Origin of the sequence: Azoarcus sp. DD4 (assembly GCF_006496635.1) — a bacterium.
GTDB lineage: Bacteria > Pseudomonadota > Gammaproteobacteria > Burkholderiales > Rhodocyclaceae > Azoarcus.
The window spans coordinates 2,119,158-2,142,883 of sequence record NZ_CP022958.1 but is presented as its reverse complement, the minus strand read 5'-3'; the positions used below and the strand labels follow the sequence as shown (position 1 = coordinate 2,142,883).

The 23,726-nt window shown below is 65.7% G+C and carries 16 protein-coding genes and 2 tRNA genes; 8 read left to right on the top strand and 10 right to left on the bottom strand.

The annotated features are described in order from the left end of the window. Window positions 1-74: 74 nt before the first annotated feature. Window positions 75-650, top strand: a complete 576-nt coding sequence (locus CJ010_RS10005) for a nucleoside triphosphate pyrophosphatase (RefSeq protein WP_141017902.1) — start codon at window positions 75-77, stop codon at window positions 648-650. Beyond that, window positions 647-1,402, top strand: a complete 756-nt coding sequence (locus CJ010_RS10000; RefSeq protein ID WP_141017901.1) for an SAM-dependent methyltransferase — start codon at window positions 647-649, stop codon at window positions 1,400-1,402. Before CJ010_RS10005 ends, CJ010_RS10000 begins: the two co-directional genes overlap by 4 nt. A 32-nt stretch (window positions 1,403-1,434) precedes the next feature. On the opposite strand, the gene CJ010_RS09995 is transcribed toward CJ010_RS10000, so the two are convergent. From CJ010_RS09995 to CJ010_RS09980, 4 genes are read right to left on the bottom strand one after another with little or no spacing between them, the layout of a single operon-like run. Next, window positions 1,435-2,385, bottom strand: a complete 951-nt coding sequence (locus CJ010_RS09995) for a S49 family peptidase (RefSeq protein WP_141017900.1) — start codon at window positions 2,383-2,385, stop codon at window positions 1,435-1,437. Continuing rightward, window positions 2,382-2,735, bottom strand: a complete 354-nt coding sequence (locus CJ010_RS09990) for a Rieske 2Fe-2S domain-containing protein (RefSeq protein ID WP_141017899.1) — start codon at window positions 2,733-2,735, stop codon at window positions 2,382-2,384. The genes CJ010_RS09995 and CJ010_RS09990 overlap by 4 nt, the downstream gene beginning before the upstream one ends. Beyond that, window positions 2,714-3,370 (bottom strand): HAD-IA family hydrolase, encoded by a 657-nt coding sequence (locus tag CJ010_RS09985; protein ID WP_141017898.1) that lies wholly within the window; start codon window positions 3,368-3,370, stop codon window positions 2,714-2,716. Before CJ010_RS09985 ends, CJ010_RS09990 begins: the two co-directional genes overlap by 22 nt. After that, a complete protein-coding gene (locus CJ010_RS09980; protein ID WP_141017897.1) occupies window positions 3,363-4,322 on the bottom strand; it encodes an RluA family pseudouridine synthase in 960 nt (319 codons plus the stop codon). Before CJ010_RS09980 ends, CJ010_RS09985 begins: the two co-directional genes overlap by 8 nt. A gap of 411 nt (window positions 4,323-4,733) precedes the next feature. On the opposite strand from CJ010_RS09980, the gene CJ010_RS09975 reads away from it, so the two are divergent. Next, entirely contained in the window at window positions 4,734-7,778 is a 3,045-nt protein-coding gene (locus CJ010_RS09975) for an Rne/Rng family ribonuclease (protein ID WP_141017896.1), read from the top strand. Window positions 7,779-7,860: 82 nt separating this feature from the next. Here CJ010_RS09975 and CJ010_RS09970 read toward each other — a convergent pair whose 3' ends face one another. Both CJ010_RS09970 and uvrB read right to left on the bottom strand, forming a co-directional pair. After that, window positions 7,861-8,325 (bottom strand): low molecular weight protein-tyrosine-phosphatase, encoded by a 465-nt coding sequence (locus CJ010_RS09970; protein ID WP_141017895.1) that lies wholly within the window; start codon window positions 8,323-8,325, stop codon window positions 7,861-7,863. 12 nt (window positions 8,326-8,337) lie between these two features. Beyond that, the gene (uvrB, locus tag CJ010_RS09965) at window positions 8,338-10,410 is read right to left on the bottom strand and encodes an excinuclease ABC subunit UvrB (RefSeq protein ID WP_141017894.1); all 2,073 of its coding nucleotides are present in this window, start codon (window positions 10,408-10,410) and stop codon (window positions 8,338-8,340) included. A 142-nt stretch (window positions 10,411-10,552) separates the two neighbouring features. Between uvrB and CJ010_RS09960 the strand changes: the two genes are divergently transcribed. From CJ010_RS09960 to CJ010_RS09950, 3 genes are all read left to right on the top strand, one after another. Continuing rightward, window positions 10,553-11,761: an amino acid aminotransferase gene (locus tag CJ010_RS09960; RefSeq protein WP_141017893.1), complete on the top strand. Its 1,209-nt coding sequence runs from the start codon at window positions 10,553-10,555 to the stop codon at window positions 11,759-11,761. A gap of 87 nt (window positions 11,762-11,848) precedes the next feature. Further along, window positions 11,849-11,924 (top strand) — tRNA-Asn (locus tag CJ010_RS09955). 66 nt (window positions 11,925-11,990) lie between these two features. Continuing rightward, window positions 11,991-12,066: transfer RNA gene (locus tag CJ010_RS09950), tRNA-Asn, on the top strand. Window positions 12,067-12,164: 98 nt separating this feature from the next. Here the strand turns inward: CJ010_RS09950 and CJ010_RS09945 are convergent. Further along, window positions 12,165-14,585: a Lon protease family protein gene (locus tag CJ010_RS09945; RefSeq protein ID WP_141017892.1), complete on the bottom strand. Its 2,421-nt coding sequence runs from the start codon at window positions 14,583-14,585 to the stop codon at window positions 12,165-12,167. Between the two features lie 111 nt (window positions 14,586-14,696). Continuing rightward, a complete protein-coding gene (locus tag CJ010_RS09940) occupies window positions 14,697-14,972 on the bottom strand; it encodes a hypothetical protein (protein ID WP_240794548.1) in 276 nt (91 codons plus the stop codon). Between the two features lie 292 nt (window positions 14,973-15,264). Here CJ010_RS09940 and moaA point away from each other — a divergent pair, with 292 nt between their 5' ends. Then, window positions 15,265-16,338 carry a GTP 3',8-cyclase MoaA gene (moaA, locus tag CJ010_RS09935; RefSeq protein ID WP_141017890.1) on the top strand — a complete coding sequence of 358 codons (1,074 nt, stop codon included), beginning with the start codon at window positions 15,265-15,267 and terminating at the stop codon, window positions 16,336-16,338. Between the two features lie 10 nt (window positions 16,339-16,348). On the opposite strand, the gene CJ010_RS09930 is transcribed toward moaA, so the two are convergent. After that, window positions 16,349-18,844, bottom strand: coding sequence for an ABC transporter permease (locus tag CJ010_RS09930; RefSeq protein WP_141017889.1), 2,496 nt, complete (start codon window positions 18,842-18,844; stop codon window positions 16,349-16,351). A gap of 3 nt (window positions 18,845-18,847) precedes the next feature. Beyond that, window positions 18,848-20,020, bottom strand: coding sequence for a M20 aminoacylase family protein (locus tag CJ010_RS09925; protein ID WP_141017888.1), 1,173 nt, complete (start codon window positions 20,018-20,020; stop codon window positions 18,848-18,850). A 263-nt stretch (window positions 20,021-20,283) separates the two neighbouring features. On the opposite strand from CJ010_RS09925, the gene CJ010_RS09920 reads away from it, so the two are divergent. After that, window positions 20,284-23,679, top strand: coding sequence for a DUF2126 domain-containing protein (locus CJ010_RS09920; protein WP_141017887.1), 3,396 nt, complete (start codon window positions 20,284-20,286; stop codon window positions 23,677-23,679). Window positions 23,680-23,726 lie beyond the last annotated feature (47 nt).

Here is a 23,726-nt window from a genome sequence, read left to right as displayed (position 1 = left end):
CGTCTGTCAAAGCTTGCACCGCCCTCGAAGCCCTAGCCGGGCGTGCACCAAATTCCGTAACCGCACACGAAAACATGAAACTCGTACTTGCCTCCACGTCGTCCTATCGCCGCCTGCTGCTCGAACGCCTGCAATACCCCTTCGAGGTAGCCCGCCCCGACACCGACGAGGCGCCACTTCCAGGCGAACACCCCGCCGCCACCGCCGAACGCCTTGCCGTCGAAAAAGCGCGCGCTGTCGCCGAACATCACCCCGACGCCCTGGTGATCGGCAGCGATCAGGTCGCCTATCTTGGCGACACGATCTTCGGCAAACCCGGCACCGAGGCGCGCGCAATCGAGCAACTGACCCGCATGAGCGGACAAACCGTCATCTTCCATACCGCCCTTGCCGTGATCAACACCCGCAGCGGCCGTGTTCACTGCGAGGGAGTTCCGACCGAGGTCCGTTTTCGCGAACTCTCCGACGCAGAGATCCGGCGCTATGTCGACAAGGAAAAGCCGCTGGATTGCGCCGGCAGCGCCAAATCCGAAGGCTTGGGGATTTCGCTGCTCGATGCCCTTTCTGGCGACGACCCGACCGCACTGATCGGCCTGCCCCTGATTGCCCTCTCGCGCATGCTGCGTGCCGAGGGCATCGATCTGCCATGAACCCGGAACACGGACAGCGCGCCGGAAGCCCGGCGCCGCGCACCTGCGGCACGCTTTACCTGATCCCGGTCGGACTGGGCGGCACCGACTGGCCGGGATTTCTGCCGGCGCAGACGCAGGCGATCGCGGCCAGGCTCACTCACTTCATCGTCGAGAATGCGCGTGCGGCGCGCGCTCACCTCAAGCACATCGGCTACCCACAGCCACTGCGCGACACGGATATCCAGGAATTACCGGAGAACGCGTCGGCGGCGGCTCTCGACGCCCTCCTTGCACCGGCATTGCAGGGCGACGATATCGGGCTGATGTCCGACGCCGGCTGCCCGGCCGTGGCCGACCCGGGTTCCCGCGTTGTCGCACGCGCCCACGAACGCGGTATCGCGGTGGCGCCACTGGTCGGGCCGTCATCGATTCTGCTGGGATTGATGGGCTCCGGACTCAACGGCCAGAGCTTCGCGTTCCACGGCTATCTGCCGGTCGCCGAAGCCGAGCGCGACGCCCGCATCCGCGGACTCGAAGAAGAGTCGCGACGCCTCGATCGCACGCAGATCTTCATCGAGACGCCCTATCGAAACGAGCGCATGCTCGACGCCCTGCTCCGACTCGGCCACCGTGAAACCCGACTCTGCATCGCGTGCGACCTGACCACGCCGAACGAATACATCGTCACGCATCCGATCGACCGGTGGCGGCGCGAGACACGTCCGGCACTCGCCAAACGCCCCGCCCTTTTCCTGCTGCTTGCGCGCTGAACGCCTGAACGCGTTTGGCCCGTCCGACCGGCTCAGCGCAGGCTGATCCGGCCAAGCGCGCCAACAACGCTTTCGGTCATGCTCGCACCGAAACGGCGGGCAAAGCGCTCGGCAACGCTGGGCTTCTGAGTGAAGTCGCGAATCTCCTCGGCCTGGAATACATCACGCGCGACCGACTCTACCGTGCCGAAGCCGTCGGCAAGTCCGAGCTCCACGCTGCGCGCACCGGTCCACACCAGACCCGAGAACAGTTCCGGCGCATCCTTCAGCCGCGCTCCCCGCCCCTTGCGTACCACCTCGATGAATTGCCGGTGAATGTCGTCGAGCAGACCGCGCGCGTGCTCCATCTGCCCGTCACGCTGCGGCGAGAAGGGATCGAGGAAACCCTTGTTCGCACCGGCCGACAGCAGGCGGCGCTCCACCCCGAGCTTGTCCATCGCGCCGACAAAACCAAACCCGTCCATCAGCACGCCGATGGAGCCGACAAGGCTGGCCTTGTCGACCAGGATCTTGTCGGCCGCCACGGCGACGTAGTAGCCGCCCGAAGCGCACATGTCCTCGACCACCGCAACCACCGGCAGATCGGGGCGGGTGGCGCGCAGACGATAGACCTCGTCGTTGATCATCCCGGCCTGCACCGGGCTACCGCCGGGACTGTTGATGCGCACGATCACGCCGCGCACCGCCTTGTCCTCATAGGCCGACTGCAGCGCTGCGATGACGTGTTCGGCACTGGCTTCCGAGCCGGCATCGATGACACCCTCGACCGCAACCAGCGCGGTATACCCTCGGCCATCGGTCAGATTCTCGGCGGACTCGCCCCAGTCACCCGCCATCCAGATCAGGAATCCGACATAGGCGAAGGCCAGCAGCTTGAAAAAGATGCCCCAACGCCGCCGCCGCCGCTGTTCGGTCAAAGATTCGAGCGCCAGCTTTTCGAGCAGCTTGCGCTCCCAGTTGTTCCCGTCGCCATCGCCACTCATCGCTCACCTTCCAACAGGAATACCTGCCCCGATCGCTCGACCACGCTCAGGCGCGACAGCTGCCCTCCCTTGCAAGGCCCCATCACGCAACGTCCGTTTTCAGGCTGGTAGTGTGCACCGTGCACTGCACAAATCAAGAGATGCCCGGTCAGGTCGAAGAACTTGCCGGGCGTCCAGTCGAGCTCGACCGGAACGTGCGCGCAACGATTGAGATAGGCGTGCACCGCACCGCGATAGCGCACCACGAACGCCGGCTCCTCGACCCCGGCGCGCAGGACGGTGAACCGGATGCCGTCGCCGCCGTCGGCCAGCGCCTCGGCGGCGCAGATCAGACGTTCGCCCTGAGCCATCGATCGAGCGCTCCTGGCGTATCGACGAAAGCCAGCGGCAATTCGCTCTCCAGCGCCTCGCGCGGATGAGCACCGAAGCCCACCGCCAGCCCGGCAACGCCAGCATTCTTCGCCATCAGCAGGTCGTGCGTCGTGTCGCCTATCATCAGCGTACGGTCCCGTTCCACCCCGAGCTCGTCCATCAACTCTTCCAGCATCGCGGGATGCGGCTTGGAAAAGCACTCATCCGCACAGCGCGTGGCGTGGAAATACGCCCCCAGCCCGGAATGCGACAAGGCTCGGTCCAGACCGACCCGGCTCTTGCCCGTCGCCACCGCCAGCATTTTCCCCTGCCCCGACAGCCAACCCATCATTTCAGGCACGCCGGGAAACAGCGTCAGCTCGTGGTCGGACGCCAGGTAGTGATGCCGATAGCGCTCGACCATGCGCGGGTAGTCCTCGGCGCCGAGATCCGGCACCGCGTGGCGCAAGGCGTCGCCGAGTCCGAGCCCGATGACGTAGCGAGCACGCTCCTCGCTAGGCTCCGGGAGACCGAGGTCGCGACATGCCGCAAGTATGGCCCGCACGATGGCGGCCGCCGAATCCATCAGCGTGCCGTCCCAGTCGAAGACGATGAGATCAAAACGTTCAGCCATGTGCGGCGGACTCCTTGTCATCCAGTCGGGCGATGAAATCGTTCAATTCGTCCGGCAACGGCGCTTCGAATATGAGACGTTCGCCGGTGAGCGGGTGAACGAAACTCAGCGATGCGGCATGCAGGAACATGCGTCGCAAGCCCTCGCCCTCCAGCACCTTGTTCAGCGCGAAGTCGCCGTACTTGTCGTCGCCGCAAAGCGGGAAGCCGAGGTGGGCAAGATGCACGCGAATCTGATGCGTACGCCCGGTCTTCAGTTCCACCTCGAGCAGACTGTAGGCAGCCCAGCGTCGCACCAGCCGCACGATGCTGTGCGCAGGCTTGCCCTCGGCGCTCACGCGCACACGCCGCTCGCCTTCGGGGGTCAGATATTTGAACAGCGGCACTTTCACATGCTGCATCGGGTTGGTCCAGCGCCCCGGCACCAAGGTCAGGTAGCGTTTCTCCACCCTGCCCTCACGCATCATGTCGTGCAAGGCGGTAAGCGCCGAACGCTTCTTCGCCACGATGAGCAGGCCGGAGGTTTCCCGGTCCAGGCGATGTGCCAACTCCAGCATCTTCAACTCGGGGCGCTGGCTGCGGAGTTGCTCGATCACGCCATAGCTCACGCCGCTGCCGCCATGCACGGCCTTGCCCGACGGCTTGTTGACCACCAGCAGCGCGTCGTCCTCGAATACCACCGGCAGCGGCTTGCCGGCCGGCGCCGGTACAGTACGGGTCGGTTCGGCCACACGCATGGGCGGAATCCGCACCTCGTCGCCGAGCACCAGCCGATAGGTCGGCTGCACCCGCTTGCCGTTCACCCTCACCTCGCCGCCGCGCAGGATGCGATAGACGTGGCTCTTGGGCACGCCTTTGGCGAGCCGCAGCAGGTAGTTGTCGATGCGCTGGCCGGCGGCCGCATCGTCGATGCGTTCGTGTCGGACTGCGAGCGCTTTGCCTTGAGTCGTCATCCTGAAATATACTTGCGCACAGTTTTTCCGGTTGCGGTCGACATCCCCTCGCGCCCGAAGGTGGTGGTGGATGAACGACGACGAGCCCGCACGAGCGCTCCCGGAAGAACCGATGTGTGCCGTACGAAGCCCAAAAAGGCGGCGATGGTAACGCAATCAATAAAGTAAGACACACTCTTCGATCTACCAGTTGGATTTATTCGCGTAGCACGCACGCAGGATCAAATGTTCTGGCTCCGATACGGCATGCCGGTATCGAGCGGGAATACGAGAATTTCGACCAGCCGCTCCATCACAGCCCAATCAACCACCGGAAGAAAGCAGCCTTACCCAATCGCTCCTGATCCCGGAAAGCGCGATGGTGCGCGCCGTTCGTCCTGCCCGTGTGCTTTGCGCGGGGGAACGACCTAAATGAAGCGCATGCTTTTCAACGCGACGCAGGCCGAAGAACTGCGCGTCGCAATCGTAGACGGTCAGAAACTGATCGATCTCGATATCGAATCGGCCGCAAAAGAACAACGCAAGAGCAACATCTACAAGGCGGTCATCACCCGAATCGAGCCCAGCCTCGAAGCCGCTTTCGTGGATTACGGCGCCGAGCGCCACGGTTTCCTTCCCTTCAAGGAAATCTCCCGCTCCTATTTCCAGCCCGGCGTAGACGCCGGCAAGGCGAGCATCAAGGAAGCCTTGCGCGAGGGCCAGGAACTCATCGTCCAGGTCGAGAAGGACGAGCGCGGCAACAAGGGTGCGGCGCTCACCACCTACATCTCGCTGGCCGGCCGCTATCTGGTGCTGATGCCCAACAACCCCCGTGGCGGTGGCGTGTCGCGCCGCGTCGAGGGTGACGAGCGCGCCGAACTGCGCGACGTCATGGACCAGCTCGAAGTACCGGGAGGCATGAGCCTGATCGCGCGTACCGCCGCCATCGGCCGCAACGCCGAAGAGCTGCAGTGGGATCTCAACTACCTGCTGCAGTTGTGGACCGCGATCGAGGGCGCTGCCACCAGCCAGTCGGGCGCTTTCCTGATCTATCAGGAAGGCAGCCTGGTCATCCGTGCCATCCGCGACTATTTCCAGCCGGAAATCGGCGAGATCCTGATCGACACCGACGACATCTATGAGCAGGCGCGCCAGTTCATGGCCCACGTCATGCCGGGCAACGTCAACCGGGTCAAGCGTTACCAGGACGACGTGCCGCTGTTCTCGCGCTTCCAGATCGAGCACCAGATCGAATCGGCCTACTCGCGCCAGGTCGGCCTGCCCTCGGGCGGCGCCGTGGTCATCGACCACACCGAAGCGCTGGTGTCGATCGACGTGAACTCCGGCCGCGCCACCAAGGGCGCCGACATCGAGGAAACCGCCTTCCGCACCAACCTCGAAGCGGCCGACGAAATCGCCCGCCAGCTGCGCCTGCGCGACCTCGGCGGCCTGATCGTCATCGACTTCATCGACATGGAGTCGCAAAAGAACCAGCGCGAAGTCGAGAACCGCCTGCGCGACGCGCTGCGCCACGACCGCGCTCGCGTGCAGACCGGCAAGATCAGCCGCTTCGGCCTGCTCGAACTGTCGCGCCAGCGCCTGCGTCCGGCGCTTGCCGAGACCAGCTACATCCCCTGCCCGCGCTGCAACGGCACCGGCCACATCCGCAGCACCGAATCCTCGGCGCTGCACATCGTGCGCATCCTCGAAGAAGAGGCGATGAAGGAAAACACCGGCGCGGTGCACCTGCAGGTGCCGGTCGATGTCGCCACTTTCCTGCTCAACGAGAAGCGGGTCGACATCGCGCGCATCGAGATGCGCCACAAGGTGCAGCTGATCATCGTCCCCAACCGCCATCTGGAGACGCCGCAGCACGAGATCATCCGCCTGCGTCACGACCAGCTCAACCTCGAGGACATCGCGCTGGCCAGCTACCAGATGGTGCAAAAGCCCGCCGACGAGGAACCGCGCCTGCCGACCAAGGATGGCGAAAAGCCGGCCCGCCAGGAAGCCGCCGTCAAGGGCATCGCGCCCGAGCAGCCAGCCCCCATCGTCGAGCATCGTGCCGAAGCGGCTGCGCCCGCCGCCACAACTGCTCCGCGTCGCGGCCTGATCGAGACCATTCTCAGCTGGTTCCGCAGCGAACCCGCCGCCGCACCGGAGACCCCGGCTACGCCGGAAACACCCACACGCCGTGAAGGCCGCGGCCGCAGCGAACGCAGCACCGACAACCGTCGTGGCAACGGCAACCGCAACCGCCGCGAAGGCCAACGCGGCGAACGGCCGGATCGTGGCGAACGTGAAGAGAGCGCAGCGCAGCGCACCGAAGGCGGTCGCACCGGCCGCAGTGAACGTGGCGAACGCGCCGAGGGCGTCGAGCGTGAGAAGCCCCAGCGCCAGTCTCAGGAGCGTACAGAACGCGGCGAGCGTACAGAACGCGGCGAAGGCGGTCGCAATCGCGGCCGCGGCCAGCGGGGCGCCGGACGCGGCGAAGAAGCTGCCGAGAAGCCGGCCGACAAGGTCATCGAAGCAGTGTCCGATGTGGCTGTCGCCGCCGTGCCGGCAGAGCTGATCGTGTCCGCTGCCGAAACCGTGACGGCTCCGTCCACGCAAGATGAGGCATCGCTCGACAGCGGAACCCCGGAGAAACGCCGTCGCCGCGGCCGTGGCCGCCGCGACCGCCGCGGTCCGGACGCCGCCGGCGAGCAAGTGACCGAAGCCGGCGCAGTCGCCGAGCCGTCGTCCGCCGAAGTTGTCGCCGAGGTCGTCGACGAAGTTGTGGCATCGCCGGCCGCTCCCGCGGTCGAGGCTGTCGCCGTCGCGGAAGCGCCCGCGGAGCCGGCTGTCGAACCGACCGAGCCGCTCCACGAGCAGGTTGTGCTGGCCGAACCGGCAGCGGTCACTGAGGAAGTTGCCGCCGAACTGCCTGTCCCCGCGACCTCCGTCACGACGGTCGAGACCGTGGTCGAAGCGGCACCGTTGCCGGTCAGTGTCAGCACGCAGCAAGACCTGCCGTCGGCTGCCGAGCCTGCCGCATCGGAGGTCGTCGTGGTGGCTGTTGCCGCCGAGGAAGCGGTCGCATCGAGTGCGCCTGTAGAAGCTCCTGCAATCGAAGCTCAGCCGGCCACCTCGGCCGAACCGGTCGCAGTTGAAGTCGCCAGCGCTGAGGCCGCCGTGGCAGAGACTATCGTTGCCGAACCGGCACCAGTTGCGGTGGTCGGGACGGAAACCCAGGCCATGGAAGTCGAAACGACCACTACCCGTCCCGCTGCGCCGCAGCCACCGGCCACCAGCACGCCGATCGATCTCGGCCCCGCACTGGCTGACAGCGGCCTGGTACTGATCGAGACCAACCGCGACAAGCTGGCCAGCTTCGGCACCGGCGCGCCCGAGCAGCCCCAGCATATCGGCCGCAAGCCGCGCCCGGTGGCCGTAGTCGCCAGCGAACCGCTGCAGCAGGTCGAAACCCGTAAGTAAGGCAAGGCGCGAAAGTGCCGAAAGGAAAAGGCCACCCCGCGGGGTGGCCTTTTCCATTACGTCAGCGCTGCCGTGATCGAGCTCAGCGTACCAGCCTGTCCAGCAGGCCTCCGACGCCGCTTTCGCACAGGTCGAGCACCGCCTCGAAACCCTGGGGACCGCCATAGTACGGGTCCGGTACCTCGTCAAACTCCGCCAGGGGCGCGTAGTCGAGAAAAAGCGCCAGCTTGGGCCTGTAGACCTCCGGACAGGCACGGGTCATCAGTTCCAGATGACCGCGATCCATTGCCAGCAGCAGGTCGAAGCGCTGGAAATCGCCAGCATCGAGCTTGCGCGCGCGCAAGCGGCTGAGGTCGTAGCCGCGCCGCGCCGCCGCCTTGACGGAACGCGGGTCCGGCGCCTCACCGGCGTGATAGCCGTGCGTGCCAGCGGAATCGACCTCGACCATGCCGTCGAGCTTGCCGCGCTGGATGAAATGCTGCGCCACGCCCTCCGCAGTGGGCGATCGGCATATGTTCCCCGTGCACACGAACAAAACCCGTTTCACTCCTTCGCCTCCCTAGATGCTGCCGTGCTGGTCGGCGCCGAAGGCGCGCTCCCGCAACTTGAATAGTTCGTCCCGCGCCGCCGCAGCCTTCTCGAAATCCAGGTTGCGGGCGTGCTCCTGCATCTCCTTCTCCAGCTTCTTAATGGCGCGCGCGAGTTGCTTCTCGTCCATCGCCGCGTAATCGACCCTCGCCTCACCGACACGCGCAGCGTCCCGACTGGCGCCATCCGCATTGTAGACACCGTCGATGATGTCCTTGATCCGCTTGGTCACCGTCTTGGGCACGATGCCGTTGGCCTCGTTGAAGGCAATCTGCTTGGTACGACGACGCTCGGTTTCACCGATGGCCGCCCGCATCGAATCCGTCATGCGATCGGCGTAGAGGATGGCGGTGCCGTGGATGTGGCGTGCCGCACGGCCTATGGTCTGGATCAGCGAACGCTCGGAACGCAGGAAGCCCTCCTTGTCCGCATCGAGTATCGTCACCAGCGACACCTCGGGAATGTCCAGCCCCTCGCGCAGCAGGTTGATGCCGACCAGCACATCGAACTCGCCCAACCGCAGGTCGCGGATGATCTCGACACGCTCCACGGTATCGATGTCCGAGTGGAGGTAACGGACCTTGACCCCGTTGTCGCCGAGGTAGTCGGTCAGATCCTCGGCCATGCGCTTGGTCAACACCGTCACCAGCACCCGCTCCCCGACGGCGGTCCGTTTCTTGATCTCACCCAGCAGGTCGTCCACCTGGGTGGTCGCCGGTCGCACTTCGACCACCGGATCGATCAGCCCGGTCGGCCGCACCACCTGCTCCACCACCTGGCCCTGGTGTTCCGCCTCGTAGGCGGCCGGCGTGGCCGACACGAAGACGGTCTGCGGCATCAGGCGCTCGAACTCCTCGAACTTGAGCGGCCGGTTGTCCAGCGCCGAGGGCAGGCGAAAGCCGTAGCCGACAAGGTTTTCCTTGCGCGAACGATCGCCCTTGTACATGCCACCGACCTGGCCGATGGCGACGTGCGACTCGTCGACGAACATCAGCGCATCGGCCGGCAGATAGTCGATCAACGTCGGCGGAGGCTCACCCGGGCCGCGGCCCGAGAGATGGCGCGAGTAGTTCTCGATTCCCTTGCAGAAGCCCATTTCGTTCAACATCTCGAGGTCGAAGCGGGTGCGCTGCTCGATGCGCTGCGCCTCCACCAGCTTGCCCTCGCGCTGGAAGCAGGCCACGCGTTCCTTGAGTTCGTCCTTGATCGCCTCGATCGCCTTCAGCACCGTCGCCCGCGGCGTCACATAGTGGCTGGACGGATACACCGTGAAGCGCACCAGCTTCTGCTTGAGATGGCCGGTAAGCGGGTCGAACAGCGTCAGGTGCTCGATCTCGTCGTCGAACATCTCGATGCGGATCGCAAGCTCCGCGTTCTCCGACGGAAATACGTCGATGACATCGCCGCGCACGCGGAAGGTGCCGCGGCGGAAATCCATGTCCGAGCGTGTGTACTGCATCGCCACCAGGCGCGCGATCAGGTCGCGCTGCCCCATGCGTTCGCCTTCGCGCAGGTGCAGGATCATCGCGTGGTAATCGACCGGATCGCCGATACCGTAGATGCACGACACCGTCGCCACGATCACCACGTCGCGCCGCTCCATCAGGCTCTTCGTGGCCGACAGCCGCATCTGCTCGATATGCTCGTTCACCGATGAGTCTTTCTCGATGAAGAGGTCGCGCTGCGGCACGTAGGCTTCCGGCTGATAGTAGTCGTAGTAGCTGACGAAATACTCGACCGCGTTCTCCGGCAGGAACTCGCGGAACTCGGCATAGAGCTGCGCCGCCAGCGTCTTGTTGGGCGCCAGCACCAGCGCCGGCCGCCCCATGCGGGCGATGACATTGGCCATGGTGTAGGTCTTGCCCGAGCCGGTCACGCCGAGCAGGGTCTGAAACATCAGGCCGTCCTCGATGCCCTCGCACAGCTGTGCGATCGCCGTCGGCTGATCGCCCGCCGGCGGAAAGGGCTGGTGCAACCGGAACGGGCTCCCTTCGAAACTGAGCACCTGCGCACTGCTGGAACCGCTGTCGGTCGAACTCTGCATGCTAGAATTTCCGCCTTGTTTCAAGCGCCTTCACCGTGTGGGCCGGGCGAACGAAACATCGATTATTTCCCAAATCGCGCCGCAAGGCACGGCAGATCGCCGCGCCGGGTGCGACAGAACCGCTAGCGCAACTGGAGTCTTCATGTCCGCATCGATCTTCGCCGCCGTCGAACTGGCGCCCCGTGACCCGATCCTCGGCCTCAACGAGGCCTTCGCCGCCGACACCCGTGCCGAAAAGGTGAACCTCGGCGTCGGCGTCTACTACGACGACAACGGCAAGATCCCGCTGCTGGCTGCCGTTCGCGCTGCCGAGAAGGCCCGCCTGGAAGCCATGCCGCCGCGCGGCTACCAGCCGATCGAAGGCCCCGCCGCCTACAACAACGCGGTGCAGAACCTGCTCCTGGGCAAGGATTCCGCACTCATCGCCAACGGCCAGGTCGTCACCGTCGAAGCGCTCGGCGGCACCGGCGCGCTCAAGGTCGGCGCCGACTACCTCAAGCGCCTGCTGCCCGGCGCCAGCGTGTATATCTCCGACCCGAGCTGGGAAAACCACCGCGCGCTGTTCGAATCCGCCGGTTTCCCGGTCGAAACCTATCCGTACTACGACGCGGCCACCCGCGGCGTCAACTTCGCCGGCATGAAGGCCACGCTGGAAAGCCTGCCCGCCGGCTCGATCATCGTGCTGCACGCCTGCTGCCACAACCCGACCGGCGCCGACCTCAGCGACGCCCAGTGGGATGAAGTGGTTGCGGCCTGCCGCACCCGCGGCCTGGTGCCCTTCCTCGACATGGCCTACCAGGGCTTCGCCGACGGCATCGACGCCGACGCGGTGGCGGTGCGTGCCTTCTCGGCCAGCGGCCTGCAGTTCTTCGTCTCCAGCTCGTTCTCGAAGAGCTTCTCGCTCTACGGCGAACGCGTCGGCGCGCTCTCCATCGTCACCGCCAGCAAGGACGAATCCGCCCGCGTACTGTCGCAGGTCAAGCGCGTGATCCGTACCAACTACTCCAACCCGCCGATCCACGGTGGCGCGATCGTGGCCGCAGTGCTGAACTCCGCCGAACTGCGCCAGCAGTGGGAAGACGAGCTCGCCGGCATGCGCGACCGTATCCGCGCCATGCGTACCGGCCTGGTCGAGCAGCTCAAGGCCGAAGGCGTGGCGCAGGACTTCTCCTTCGTCATCAAGCAGCGCGGTATGTTCTCCTACACCGGCCTCAGCGCCGCCCAGGTCGAGAAGCTGAAGACCGACTTCGGCATCTACGCGGTCTCCACCGGCCGTATCTGTCTGGCCGCGCTGAACTCCAAGAACATCGGCTACGTCGCCAAGGCGATCGCGGCCGTGGTCAAGGCCTGACGTATCCGGCCGGCGACGATTTCTTGAAAAAATCGTCGCCGGTTTCTTGACGAACCGCGACTCGATGCCTAGAATGCGCGGCTCTGTTCCTCGATAGCTCAGTCGGTAGAGCGCCGGACTGTTAATCCGTAGGTCCCTGGTTCGAGCCCAGGTCGAGGAGCCAAAAATCTGGATGTACGACAGCAACAAGGTCGGACATCAAGCGGTAAAAGCAACAACGAGCATCAATTCCCCGATAGCTCAGTCGGTAGAGCGCCGGACTGTTAATCCGTAGGTCCCTGGTTCGAGCCCAGGTCGGGGAGCCAAATTAAAGGCCGTGTTCATGAGGAACACGGCCTTTTTCTTTTCCCGCGTCAGATCACCGGCCCGCCGGCGCAAGCGCCGCGCAGGCCGATGCAGCAACTCAATGCGTGCGCCGCCGCTTGCGCCGCGAAGCCGGCTCGCCGTCGGCAAAGGCGTGACGCGCCGCCGTCATGTCGGCCAACACGGCCGCCACCTTGTAGTTGAGCGAACCACGTGGCATTGCCCCCTTGGCATCCGGCTCGCCGGCCGGCACGCCGGTAAGCACCGTCATCGCCTCGTCCACGGTGTTGACCGGGTAGATATGGAAGCGCCCCGCCCTCGCCGCATCGACCACGTCCTCACGCAGCATCAGATGGCGCACACTCGCCGCCGGAATCACCACCCCGTGACTGCCGTCCAGACCGCGCGCTGCGCACAGGTCGAAGTAGCCTTCGATTTTTTCGTTTACGCCGCCGATGACCTGCACTTCACCGAACTGGTTCACCGACCCGGTGATCGCCAGACGCTGTTCGATGGGCAGCTGCGTCAGCGCCGACAGCAACGCGCAGAGTTCGGCAAGCGAGGCCGAATCGCCTTCCACCGGCGCATAGGATTGCTCGAATACAAGGCTGGCCGACAGCGACAGTGGCTGATGACGCGCATAGCGCGCTGCCAGGAAGGCCGACAGGATCAGCACGCCCTTGGAGTGGATCGCACCACCCAGATCGGCCTCGCGTTCGATGTCGACCACATCGCCCTCGCCCAGCCGCACCGTGGCGGAAATCCGCACCGGATGGCCAAAGCGCTCGCCGGCAAGCTCGATCACCACCAGACCATTGATCTGCCCGGCACGCGCGCCGGTGGTGCTGATCAGCGTGGTGCCCTCGAGCATGGACTGCCGTACCCGCTCGGGGTAACGCCCGCTGCGACGGACGCGGGCGGCAAGCGCGGCCTCCACCTGCTCGCGGCCGACACGGTCGCAGGCGGCCTCGCGGGCAAAGTGGTCTGCCTCGCGCATCAGATCGGCCAAGCTGCGCGTCTGCAAGGACAAGCGCCCTGCATCCTCGGCGAAGCGAGCACCCTCCTCCACCAGGCGGGCCACCGCACCGCGATCCAGCGGCAGCAGGTTGGCGCCTCGCGCCAGCATCGCCAGCAGCCGGGCATACTGGAACTCGTTCTCCGGCGTGCGGGGCAGGTCATCGTCGAAATCCGCCGCCACCTTGAAGAGTTCGGCAAAGTCCGGATCGTGCTCCATCAGCATGTAGTAGATGTCGCGGTCACCTATCATCACGACCTTGAGCGCACAAGGCACCGCCTCTGGCTCCAGCGTCAGCGAGCCGCTCCAGCCCTGCGCCTCCGCCGGCGGCTCGATACGGATCTCGCCCGAGCGCAGGCTGCGCTTGAGTCCTTCCCAGGCGAAGGGCTGGGTCAGCAAACGCTCTGCATCGACCACCAGATAGCCGCCATTCGCGCGGTGCAGCGCGCCGGCTCGGATCAGGTTGAAGTGACTGACCTGCACGCCCTGCTGCATCAGGTGCTCGATACGACCGATGAGGTTGCCGTAGCCCGGATTGTTCTCGAACACGATCGGAGCCCCCTGCGAGGCTGCGTGATCGACCAGCAGCTTCACCTGGTAACGGCTGAAACGGGCGTTTTCCTCGGTATCGGTCGTTTCGTCCTCTTCCTCCTCGAACAGCACGCTGTTGGCTGCGCTGTCCAGCACATCGCGCGCAACCGCATCGAAGAAGCGCAGCACTTCTGGCAGATCGACATGGCGCTCGCGCATCTCGCGCATCAGGTGGGCGATGGCCGGCGAAAGCACCTCATGCTCCGCGCGGACGATGGATTCACGCAGGGCCTTGCGCCAGCCAGGAAATTCGTTGAGCAGCGCCTCCAGCTTGTCGCTCCAGGCCTCGACACGCGCCTCTATCGCTTCACGCTCGGTCTCGGGCAAGGCCTCGAAGGCTTCCGGCGACAAGGCCTCGCCGTCGCGCGACGGGGCAAACACGAAGCCGTCCTGGGTCTGCAGCAGGGAAATACCCTCTGCGGCACAACCTTCGCCGAGTTCGCGCAGCGCAGCCTCTTCACGCGCCTTGTGGGAGTTCTGCAACGCCTCGATGCGCTCGGTGTGAGTTTCGTGGCCGAGTGCTGCGTCGATCGCCGGCCCCAGTTCGCGGATGAAGACCTGCATGTCGGTACGCAAGGCGGCCCCCCGACCAGCAGGCAGCGTCAGCAGACGGGGACGGAGGGTTTCGTCAAAGTTGTGGAGATAGCACAGGTCCGGCGGCACCGGCTCGGTTGCGGCGCGTTCGCGCAGCAGGCGGAAAGTGGTGGCGTGCTTGCCGCTGCCGGCCTCGCCGAGGACGAAGACGTGATAATCCGAATGCCCTATGGAAAGGCCGAAGCGCAGCGCTTCCATGGCGCGTGTCTGGCCAAGGTCGCCGGCGTGGCCTTCCAGGGTTTCGGTGGTATCGAAATCGAATTGATCGGGATTGCAGCGCGTCCGCAGCAGGTCAGCGGACAGGGGTGTGGCGTCGGCCATTATGTGTTCTTCTCCGGAAGCCGAAAATGAATCGGGGAGCAGGCGCGTTCGGCCCCTGCTCCCCGACATCTTTACCGCAAGCGTCCCGGCGGGCAAGCCCGGTACAGGCCTTCAGCGCCCGTAGCGCCGCAGGTGATCCTCGCCCCACATCGGCAATGCGGCGTCTTCCTCATACTGCGGATAGAGCCGGTCGTGTTCGAGCAGCAGCAGCATGATGGTCCGCGCATGCTCCGCCGGAAAACCCGCCCGACTGCCGCCCCGGGTATCGTTCATCAGCTTCATCAGCCGCATCCGACAGCCACGCGTACCCCATTCCTCGTCAATGGCGCGAAGGTGCGGAAAGCGTTGAAACAGGGCTTCCGCATCGGTCTTTCGTGATATGGACATGATTCGCGTCTCCATAATTTCTTCTTATCTTTCAGAACACTCTGTTCCGTTAGTCTCCGACTTCCATCCAGTGTTCCGCCCCGTTTCGATTTTGCCGATGCGTAGCCCGACAGCTGTGATTGGCTTCACGTTCGTTGCGGAAAATTCGCCGGTGCCGACGGCCTTGCCTCGCCGCAACGCTCTACCGATAATCGGATCAAACGAGTGCGACATCCGCAACTTGATCGCAGACAAGGCATGGTCCGGCCGACCATGCCGATAATGCTTCAAACGAATACGGCAGCCCCACACGATGAAGGTCATCCCCATCCGCGCCACCCCTGTGGCGACCGCGGAGTTTCCGCCGGCGCCGGCCGCCGGCCTGCCACTCGCGGACACGCGCGGCCGCAATGTGCGCGACCTGCGCATCTCGGTTACCGATCGCTGCAATTTCCGCTGTGTATACTGCATGCCGCGCGAAATCTTCGACAAGGATTACCCTTTCCTGCCGCGCACGCAATTGCTCAGCTTCGAGGAAATCCTGCGCGTCGCCCGGCTTTTCGTCGCCCGCGGCGTGCGCAAGATCCGCATCACCGGCGGTGAACCCCTGCTGCGCAAGGACATCGAACGCCTGGTCGAAATGCTGGCGACGCTCGATTGCGTGGAACTGACGCTCACCACCAACGGCGTATTGTTACCCAAGCTCGCTGCGCGACTGCGTGCGGCGGGGCTGCATCGCGTCACCGTCAGCCTGGACGCACTCGACGACGCCACCTTCCGCCGCATGAACGATGCAGACTATCCGGTCGAGCGCGTCCTCGAAGGCATCGCCGCGGCGCAGGCCGCGGGCTTCGACGCCATCAAGGTGAACATGGTGGTCAAGCGCGGTACCAACGACCAGGACATCGAGGCCATGGCCCGCCATTTCCGCGGCAGCGGCCATATCCTGCGTTTCATCGAGTTCATGGATGTGGGCTCCAGCAACGGCTGGAAGATGGACGAGGTGTTGCCCTCGCGCGAGGTCGTCGCCCGCATCGACCGACTGTTTCCGCTCGAAGCCATCGATCCCAACTACGAAGGGGAGGTTGCCGAGCGCTGGCGCTACAAGGACGGTGCCGGCGAGATCGGCGTGATCTCTTCCGTGACCCAGGCCTTTTGCGGCACCTGCACCCGCATCCGGCTATCGACCGAAGGCAAGCTCTACACCTGCCTCTTCGCACAACAGGGACACGACCTGCGCAGCCTCCTCCGCGAAGGTGCCGACGACACCCGGATCGACGCTGCCATCGCCCACGTCTGGCAGCGGCGCGATGACCATTATTCCGAAATCCGCACTGCTGCCACCGTCAAGGCACGCAAGATCGAGATGTCCTACATCGGCGGCTGAGCTGGCTCGTTCAGGCCAGGGCCCGCAGGCTGGCCAGCGGCGGACGCCGCAGGAGCCCACGGGTGCCCAGCCAACCGCCCAACACCACCCCGGCACCGCCGAGCAGCGCCGCCAGGAGCAAGGGCGCGAAACCCGGCAGGTAGTTCATCTTGAAGACGTAGTGCGCCAAGGCCCAGCCGATGGCACTGGCGCCGATGCCGGCGAGCACCCCGGCGAGTCCGCCGAGTACCAGGAATTCGGCCAGCAGGGCCTGGCGCACCTGCCGGTTGCGCGCCCCCAGCGTGCGCAGCATCGCCAGTTCGTATTCGCGTTCGTCGTGGGTGGACTGCAGCGCGGCGTAAAGCACCACCAGGCCTGCGAACAACGCAAAGCCAAACACGAACTGCACGATCACGATCAGCCGGTCGGTCATCGCCTGCACCTGGGCCAGCACCGCCGCGACGTCGATCACCGAGAGATTGGGGTAGGCATTGACCAGCGCGGTGGTGAAGTCGTGCCGTGCCGCGGGCAGATGGAAACTGGTGATGAGGCTGGCCGGATAGGCTTCCAGCCAGCCCGCCGAGCCGATGAAGAAGAAGTTCACCCGCATCGAGTCCCACGACAAGGCACGTACGCTGGTGATCGGCCCGTCCACCATACGGCCCGCGATCTCGAATCGCACCCAGTCGCCGACGGCGAGCCCAAAGGTTTCGGCAAGGCCCTTTTCGACCGACAGCTGCGGCGTGGTGTCGGTGCCGTGCCAGCGCCCCTCGGCCACCGCGTTGCCCGCCGGCAGCGCCGTGTCGTAGGAAAGATTGAACTCGCGTTCAGCTAGGCGGCGGGTCCGCTCGTCCGCATAATCTGCACCATTGACCGGCTTGTCGTTGATCGCCACGAGCCGCGCCCGGATCATCGGCTGGATCTGCGGCACCGGCAGCCCGGCCCCGGCAAAGCGGGCGGCGATGCCCTCTCGTTGATCGGGCTGGATGTTGATGATGAAACGGTTGGGGGCATCGGCCGGCGCCATGCGCCGCCAGCTGTCGAGCAGGTCGGCGCGGATCAGGGTAAGCAGCAGCAAGGCAGTCATGCCCAGACCAAGCGCCGTTACCTGGATGACGCTGCCGCCCATGCGCCGCCCGAGCGCCGCGATGCCGTAGCGCCAGCCACCGCCGCGCAGGCTGCCCTGCCCCTTCAGGCGGGTCACGAGGCCGAGACTCCACCATGCCATCAGGGCAAAAAGCCCCAGCGCGAGGACGAAACCGAGCGCGACGAACAAACCCAGGCGGAGATCGGCGGCAATCCAGAACACCAGCGCGAGCAGTGCCGCAGCGCCCAGCACCCAGGCGATGCTGCTGGCGGGTTCGGCGACATCGAACTCGCGCCGCAGCACCCGCAAGGTCGACACCTTGCCCAGACGCAGCAGCTGCGGCAGCACGAAACCCACCAGCAGGGCCATACCGACCGCCAGGCCGTGCGCCAGCGGCAGCAGCGAAGGCGCAGGCAAATCGCTGGCGAGAAAGGCCTGCACGCCATCGGCCAAGGCCCATTGCGTCACCCAGCCGAGCAGGCTGCCCAGCAGTGCGGCGATCAGGCCGAAGACGAGGAATTCCCCGGTCACCACCCCCAGCACCTGACGCTGGCGTGCGCCCAGGCAGCGCATCACCGCACAGGCATCGAGATGGCGACGCATGAAGCGCCGCGCCGACAGGCCCACCGCCACTGCGGCCAGGATCACGGCCAGCAGCGCCGCAAGCCGCAGGAAGCGCTGCGCGCGATCGAGCGCCTCGCGCACTTCCGGCCGCGCATTTTCGATGGTCTCCACGCGCTGGCCACGACCCAGCTGCGTCCTGGCCCATTTTTCGTAGTCGGCTACCGCCTCTTGCGTACCCGCGATGTGCAACAGCCAGCTGGCACGGCTGCCGGCAGCCAGCAGCCCGGTGGCGGGCAGGTCCGCGGCATTGAACATCGCCCGTGGCAGCAGGCTGAAGAAATTGGCGCCACGGTCGGATTCGAAGCTCACCATGCCACCGACGCGAAACTCCACCAGCCCGAGCCCGACCTTGTCGCCAACCTTCACCCCCAGATCGGCGAACAGGCGCTCGTCCAGCCACACCTCGCCCGGCGCGGGCACCCGGCCGGCGACCGCATCCGCCGCGTTCGGAGCTGGCGCAATGCGCACGCTGCCGCGCAGCGGATAACCCGGTTCGACTACCTTGACGCCGGCCAGCTGGGCAGCTGCCGGCGTGCTCGCCATGCTGGTGAAAAGCACGGTGGTGACAGTGCCCAGCCCGCGCTGCCGCGCCTCGTCGGCAAAGCGTTCCGGCCAGGGACGATCGGCGCGCAGCAACAGGTCGCCGCCGAGCAACTGGTTGGCCTCGCGGTCCAGGCCGCGGCCGACGCGATCTGCCAGGAAGCCGACGCTGGTGAGACTCGCCACCGCGACGATGATCGCCAGCCCGAGCAAATGGAGTTCTCCGGCGCGCAGGTCGCGCAGCATCATGCGGAAGGCAAGGCGCAGGGTGATCATCGTTCAGCGGGCTGCCGGCAGAAGGTGGCGGACGAGTTCTACCCAGTAGGCTACGCCCGCCGGCAGGATGTCGTCGTTGAAGTCGTAATGCGGGTTGTGCAGGGTGCAACCACCCTCGCCCGGCCCGTTGCCTATCCACACGTAGGCGCCCGGCTTTCGCTGAAGGAAATAGGCGAAATCCTCGGCGCCCATGCTCGGCCGAGCGGCGGTGTCGACTGCGGCGTCGCCGACCAGGCTGCGCGCGACCTCGACGCAGACCGCGGCCTCGGGCGCGGTGTTGATGGTCGGCGGGTAACCGCGCCGGTAGGCAAAGTCCACCTTCACCCCGAATCCGGCCGCGATGCCGTCGCACAGCGTGCGCAGCCTCGCCTCCACCGCATCCTGCACCGTCGCCGAAAATGCGCGGACCGTGCCGGACAGCTCGGCGCGGTCCGGAATCACGTTGTAGGCTTCGCCCGCATGGAACTGGGTGACCGAGACCACCGCCGAGTCGGCCGGGTCGAGATTGCGCGACACGATGGTCTGCACCGCCTGCACCAGCGCAGCGGCGGCCGTTACCGGATCGGCGCCGAGGTGCGGCATGGCCGCATGGGCGCCATGGCCGAGCACGGTGATGTCGAAACGGTCGGCGCTGGCCATCACCGGCCCGGCGTGGACGGCGAAGCTGCCCGCCGGAAGCCCCGGCCAGTTGTGCATGCCGAATACGGCCTCCATCGGGAAGCGCTCGAACAGGCCGTCCTCGATCATCGCCAGCGCGCCGCCTTCGCCTTCCTCCGCCGGTTGGAAGAGGAAATAGACGATGCCGTCGAAATCGGGATTCGCAGCCAGCACTTCGGCCGCGCCGAGCAGCATGGTGGTATGGCCATCATGGCCACAGGCATGCATGCAGCCATCGGTGGTAGAGCGGTGGGCGAAGGTGTTGCGCTCGGTGATGGGCAGTGCATCCATGTCGGCGCGCAGGCCGACCGCACGCAGGCCGCGACCGCCGCGCAGCACGCCGACCACGCCGGTGCCGCCCAACCCACGATGGACCTCCAGCCCCAGGGACTCGAGATGGCGGGCGACGAGGTCCGCGGTACGATGCTCGGCGAACGCGAGTTCCGGATGGGCATGGATGTCCCGCCGGATGGCCGTCAATTTGTAAAGACGCGGGCGGACGATATCGATGACGCTCATGTTGGCACCGGGGTGTAGATAGGGCGGGCGAATGACGGACAGGCCGGCAAGCCGGCTTTCGGGGCAAACCAGTGTAGTACAGGAGACAAGACGCTGTCCGCCCGCCAAACGGCGGGAATATTGAACAAAAACGGTGCGCCCCAAAACAGGGCGCGCCCGATTACAGTGCGCCCATGCCGTCTTGATCCCGACAATCCGGGCAGAGTGGCTTGGCGCAAGACTTGCTGTGCATTATCCAATCTGCTCGAACAAGGAAGACTTCCATGTCCATCCATGTGGCGCTCTCTCACGTCACCACCTACAAGTACGACCGCCCGATCAACCTCGGTCCGCAGGTGATCCGGTTGCGGCCGGCGCCACATAGCCGTACCCGCATTCTTTCGTACTCGCTGCGCATCCTGCCCGACACCCACTTCATCAACTGGCAGCAGGATCCGCAATCCAATTACCTTGCCCGCGTGGTCTTCCCCGAGAAGACCACCCAGATGCGCATCGAAGTAGACCTCGTCGCCGAGATGGCGGTCATCAATCCGTTCGACTTCTTCCTCGAGCCGCATGCGGAGCACATCCCCTTCGAGTACGAATCCTGGCAGCGCGACGAACTCGCGCCCTATTTCAAGAAGCTGCCGCTGACACCGAAGTTCGCCGAATACGTCGGCAGCATCGACCGCGAACAGAAGCAGAGCGTCAACTTCCTGGTCGACCTCAACGCCGAGCTCTACCGCCACATCGACTACACCATCCGGCTGGAGCCGGGGGTCCAGACCCCTGAAGAGACGCTGGAAAAGCGTTCCGGTTCCTGCCGCGATTCGGCCTGGCTGCTGGTGCAGCTGCTGCGCCACCTCGGTTTGGCTGCGCGCTTCGTGTCGGGCTACCTGATCCAGCTCACGCCGGACGTCAAATCGCTCGACGGCCCCTCCGGCCCCGAGGCCGACTTCACCGACCTGCACGCCTGGTGCGAGGTCTACCTGCCGGGTGCAGGCTGGATCGGCCTCGACCCCACCTCCGGCCTCTTCGCCGGCGAGGGCCACATCCCGCTCGCCTGCACGCCCGATCCATACTCCGCCGCCCCGCTCACCGGCGCGCTCGACAAGTGCGAGGTCGAGTTCGAGCACGCGATGAAGGTCACCCGCATCTGGGAGGCGCCGCGCGTCACCAAACCCTACACCGAAGAGCAGTGGAGCGAGATCGAACTGCTCGGCCACGCCATCGACGGCGAGCTGACCGAGCACGACGTCCGTCTCACCCAGGGTGGCGAACCGACCTTCGTATCGGTCGACGACCCCGACGGCGCCGAATGGAACACCACCGCGATGGGGCCGAACAAGAAGCGGCTCGCCGCCGACCTCTACGATCGTCTCGCCGCCAAGTACGGGCCGCAGGGCCTGGTCCACTACGGTCAGGGCAAGTGGTATCCGGGCGAGCAACTTCCGCGCTGGTCGCTCAACTGCTATTGGCGCAAGGACGGCGAACCGATGTGGGCGCGCCGCGAACTGATCGCCGACGAAAGCCGCCCGGATGGCGCCACCGACATCATCGCCGGCCGCTTCCTGCGCAGCCTGGCCGACCGCCTCGGGCTGGACGCCCAGTACGTCTTCCCGGCCTACGAAGACGTCTTCTATTACCTGTGGCGCGAACGTCGCCTGCCGGCCAACGTCGATCCCTTCGATTCACGCCTGGACGATGCGCTCGAGCGCGAGCGGCTGATGAAGGTCTATACGCAGGGCCTGACCAAGGTCGCCGGCCACATCCTGCCGATCGCGCGCAATCCCGCAAGCGGCGCCTGGCAGACCGGGCCGTGGTTCCTGCGCAGCGAGCGCTGCTACCTGATCCCGGGCGATTCGCCGCTGGGTTACCGGCTGCCGCTGGATTCCCAGCCGTGGACCACACCGGGCGAATATCCCTGGATCCACCAGCCCGACCCCTTCGACAACTTCCGGCCGCTGCCGACGCATGCGGCGATCCGCCAGCAATTCGGCCCGGCCAGCGGGCTGACCTCGGCGCTGTATCCGTCGGCCGGCGGCGACCCTGGCCTGCTGGCCGGTGGCGGCCGCGGCGGCAAGGACGGCAATGGAAAGCCCGGCAGCCAGGCGGAGACCACCGACCGCAAGCCCCAGGCCAAGCAGTCGGCCGGATGGATCACCCGCACTGCCATGTGCGCAGAAGCCCGCAACGGTACGCTCTACGTGTTCATGCCGCCGGTCGCCACGCTGGAAGACTACCTCGAGATCACCGCGGCAATCGAAGCCACGGCCGAAAGCCTCAACCAGCGGGTCATGCTGGAAGGCTACGAGCCGCCGCGCGATCCGCGCCTGTCGCATTTCCGCATCACGCCAGACCCGGGCGTGATCGAGGTGAACATCCACCCCGCCTCGAACTGGGACCAACTGGTGGACCAGACCACCCACCTCTACGAATCCGCACACTACTCGCGGCTGACCACCGAGAAGTTCATGCTCGACGGCCGCCATACCGGCACCGGCGGCGGCAACCACTTCGTGCTCGGCGGCGAGACACCGGCCGATTCGCCCTTCCTGCGGCGCCCCGACCTGCTGCGCAGCCTGATCAGCTACTGGCATAACCATCCCAGCCTGTCCTACCTGTTCTCCGGCCTCTTCATCGGCCCGACCTCCCAGGCACCGCGCATCGACGAGGCACGCAACGACTCGGTACCCGAGATCGAGCTCGCCTTCCGCGAGATGGACCGGATCATCAAGCAGAGCGACAACGGCTGCCCGCCCTGGATGGTCGACCGCCTGCTGCGCAACCTGCTGATCGACGTCAGCGGCAACACCCACCGCGCCGAATTCTGCATCGACAAGCTCTACTCGCCGGACGGCCCCACCGGCCGCCTCGGCCTGCTCGAAATGCGCGCATTCGAAATGCCGCCGCATGCCCGCATGAGCCTCACCCAGCAACTGCTGCTGCGCACCCTGGTCGCCCGCTTCTGGAAAGACCCCTACACGCCGCCCAAGCTGGTGCGCTGGGGAACGGAACTGCACGACCGCTTCCTGCTGCCGCATTTCGTCTGGCAGGACTTCAACGACGTCATGACCGACCTGCAGGCCGACGGCTACCCGGTGAAGGCTGAGTGGTTCGCGCCGCACCTCGAGTTCCGTTTCCCGAAATATGGCGATTTCGCCGTCAAGGGCATGCAACTCGAACTGCGCGCCGCCCTCGAACCCTGGCACGTCATGGGCGAGGAAGGTGCGGTCGGCACCACGGTACGCTACGTGGATTCCTCTATCGAACGCATCCAGGTCAAGCTCAACGGCGCCGCGCCGGACCGCTACACGGTGACCTGCAACGGTGTGCCCGTGCCGCTGCAGCCGACCGGCACGGTGGGCGAATCCGTCGCTGGCGTGCGCTACCGCGCCTGGCAGCCGGCATCCTGCCTGCATCCGACCATAGGCACCGACGGCCCGCTTACCTTCGATATCGTCGACACCTGGAACCAGCGCAGCCTGGGCGGCTGCCAGTACCATGTGGCCCACCCCGGCGGGCGCAACTACGACACCTTCCCGGTTAACGCGTTCGAGGCCGAAAGCCGCCGCATGGCGCGCTACTTCCGCATGGGTCATACGCCCGGACGGATGGACATCGGGGAAGCCCGCATCAACCCGGAGTTCCCATTCACGCTAGACTTGCGTCAACACTAACCCGCGCGCCGCGCTCGCCCTGCGAGCGCGGCGCGATTTGCTAGCGA